Raw genomic sequence first — 2,834 nt, forward strand, 5'->3', positions numbered from 1 at the left:
TCGTCGGCTTCGCGGTGTTCGCATGGGCCGGCTTCCGCATCGCGCGCTACGCCCCCGATCTCGCCGGCAGGCTCATCGCCTGCGGGTGCACGTCGCTCATCATCTTCCAGCTGCTCGTCAACATCTGCGGCGTTATCGGCCTGGTGCCGCTGTCGGGCAAGCCCCTGCCGTTCTTGAGCTACGGAGGCTCCTCGATCATGAGCTGCATCATGATCGTGGGCGTGCTGGTGTCCGTGTCGAGGAGCTCGAGGCTGCCCGAGACCGAGCACGACGAGCGCAGGCGCGGCTGGCGCATGCGCGACGGCGGCGAAGGCGACCCGGGTCTCTCGTTCGTCGGCGAGGTCACGCCGCGCTCCGAGCGCATGGGCGGTCGCGCGGCGCGCGGCGGCGCGATGGGCGACGGCGGCCAGGGCTTCGACGGCTGGCAGGGGGCACGCGGAGACCGGGGTCTCGGCGGCGACGGTTCTGGGTCGCGCGGGGGCTTCACGGTGGTCGGCGGCGGTCGCCAGACCTCGCGGCAGCGGGGCCGCGACGACAGGAGGCCGTCGGGCGGCTATGGCCACCGGACGAGCACTGGCTCGCGGAACTCAGGTGGCTACGGCCACCCCGCCGGCGGCTATGAGCGGATCAATCTCAACGACGACCCCGCGGCACGCCTCCGCACCGACCGCGGCCGAGGCGGACGTCCGGAGCGCCGCGGCCGCTAGCCGCGCGCGTGGCCGCAAACTGCACGCCGCGGGACTGCTGATCGGCGCCGTGAGACAGCGGGGATCGCGGGCTTCTTGCTCTCATAGGCGTGCGCGGGGCGCGAGCACTTACGGCGCAGATGACCGTCGGGGGTTTGGGGGCTTTATTAGGGTTTTTCTCAGCTCATCTGCGCAGAATTACTTGCTACCAGCTCTAGAAGACCTGCCACCGATTTTCGTCGCGCAGAAATCCCTATGCTCAGCTCACCAATTTGACTAACCGCGCAGAAAGCCCAGAGCCCAGCTCATTAACTTGGGCTGGGCGCGGCGATTTCTGCGCCCCCGGAGCTGGGCATGTCGATTTCTGCGCAGCGAGGCCCTCCCCAAAGCTGGGCGCGGCGATTTCTGCGCAACTGAAGCAACCTCGGCCGTGCCAAGGGTCCGCGAAGTCGCCGGGCGCAAAAGCTATGGGATTGCTTTCGCGCCCGGCGACAGACTCGCACTTCTTGTCTTGCTCGCCACCCTGCCTGCTGCCTTGGTAAACACCACCGCTATCTCGATGATCTCTTCAGGTGACGCTCCGCCCAGGCCAGGCGTTCCTTTGCCTCTTCGACGTCTTCTTGGGCCTTAATTACCCGTGGTGCTCTTTCGGAAACGCCCCAGCTCAGTCCATCGATGGCGTCGAGCTCGGAAAGAAGCGCTTCTCGCCGTGCGAGCTCGAGTGACCTGCGCTCCAGCCGTGGCCGATGCGCACCGAGCCCGAGTCTTGGCCGGATGATGCCGTCGATCAAGCCGTCCATGTATGAGGTGCTCTCGTATTGGGATCGCCAGATCGAAAACGGCTGCAGCCCGAAGGCGAGCAGCTCATTGGCCCTTAAGGAATCCGCTTCCGCGCGGCCGTTCTCGTCGTGTATCCAGCCATGATAGTCGAGGCAGTATCCAAACTCTCCGTCGCTCGGCAGCGAGAAGAGGATATCTGGTTTCCTGACGTGCGCCGCGTCGAGCCTGCGCGATATACGGTCGACCACGAGCTCCTCGTTCATCGAGAGGATCGATAACCCGTAGCCGCCTCGCAGCCTGCTCCACGATATTCTGGCCGCGAGGCGGCTTTCCATCGGCGAGCCGGAGCGAGCGACCGCAAGCCCGCATGCCGCCCTGACCTTCGCCGTTCCTGCTGCTCTCGGCAGTGCGTCGGCAAAGGCCCTTATTTCATCTAGCGTGGAAAGAGGCGCTTTGCGTTGAAGCGTTCCCGCAGGGAATGAAGGATGCGCTGCATACAGACCGCAGATCTCGTCAATGAGCATCACCAACTCGAGCGTCGTTGCTCTTCGCGCTATTTGATAAATCATGAGCTCGGGCCTGACTATGGCGACCGTCTCTGACAATCGGAGCGCGGCGCCTGCGGGGAGCTTCACAGACAGCGCATGGGAACGAAACACCTCGTTTGACCTCGCGCCGCCTGGATCGGCGACAAGGAGCTCGATCGGGCGCGCGAGGCCGCGGAGCAGGGGGTCCGAAGATGCCCAACGCTCCGCTTCTGCCTTGGTGAGAGCCTGCGCGGGGATCTCGCTGAGGACTTCGGCGGACACAAGGGCTTTCGGAAAGTCCACGAGCCGCATGGCCTCGAGGGCCGAAGTATGTGAGATGACGTTGATCATGGTGGGAAGGATGGTAGACGCTCGGGCGGGTTCGGTGTCTTCCCGTATCTTCCCGCTATCTTGCGGATGGCTTCCGGGTATTGAGCGGGTGGCACTTCAATGGGTAACCAACTCGAGGTACAGCGATCTGGGCTGTGATGTATCGTCCTTTCGCGGTCGGCATAATGCGGGGGAGAGCCCCATCGAACATCCACAGTCATCGCCGTTCGCCGCTGAATTGCGCCGTTCATCGGGGAGCTTGGAACCGGGCTGGGCAGCGATGTTGCCGTTGGCGCGGATTTGCCGATTCTTTGAGAGAGTTTATCGACAATTGGCAGGTAAATGGGGCGACCGTACTTTCACATGGCGCCTGAAGGCGCGGGGGAGACCTGTGTTCGTACGGCGAAGATCGCCCGTCCGCGCAAAGCTCTCCGGTTCGAGCCCCGCGTTTCCCTGCTGTGCACAGAAACCTCGGCTTCAAGCTCCGTGGCGCGCAGAAACCTCAACGTTC

General features: G+C 64.1%; 2 protein-coding genes. One reads left to right on the top strand and one right to left on the bottom strand.

From position 1 onward, the window contains the following. A partial coding sequence (locus ACT84W_RS09575; protein WP_444329038.1) for an FtsW/RodA/SpoVE family cell cycle protein occupies positions 1–707 on the top strand: 707 nt, incomplete at its 5' end. A gap of 530 nt (positions 708–1,237) precedes the next feature. Here the strand turns inward: ACT84W_RS09575 and ACT84W_RS09580 are convergent. Beyond that, on the bottom strand, positions 1,238–2,344 hold the full coding sequence (locus ACT84W_RS09580; protein ID WP_444329039.1) for a hypothetical protein: 1,107 nt from the start codon (positions 2,342–2,344) through the stop codon (positions 1,238–1,240). Positions 2,345–2,834 lie beyond the last annotated feature (490 nt).

Source organism: Paratractidigestivibacter sp. (genome assembly GCF_052362415.1).
Lineage (GTDB): Bacteria > Actinomycetota > Coriobacteriia > Coriobacteriales > Atopobiaceae > Paratractidigestivibacter.

Coding starts and splice junctions, on each gene's coding strand:
- ACT84W_RS09580 (WP_444329039.1), bottom strand. CDS start 2,344: ATGATCAACGTCATCTCACATACTTCGGCCCTCGAGGCCATGCGGCTC.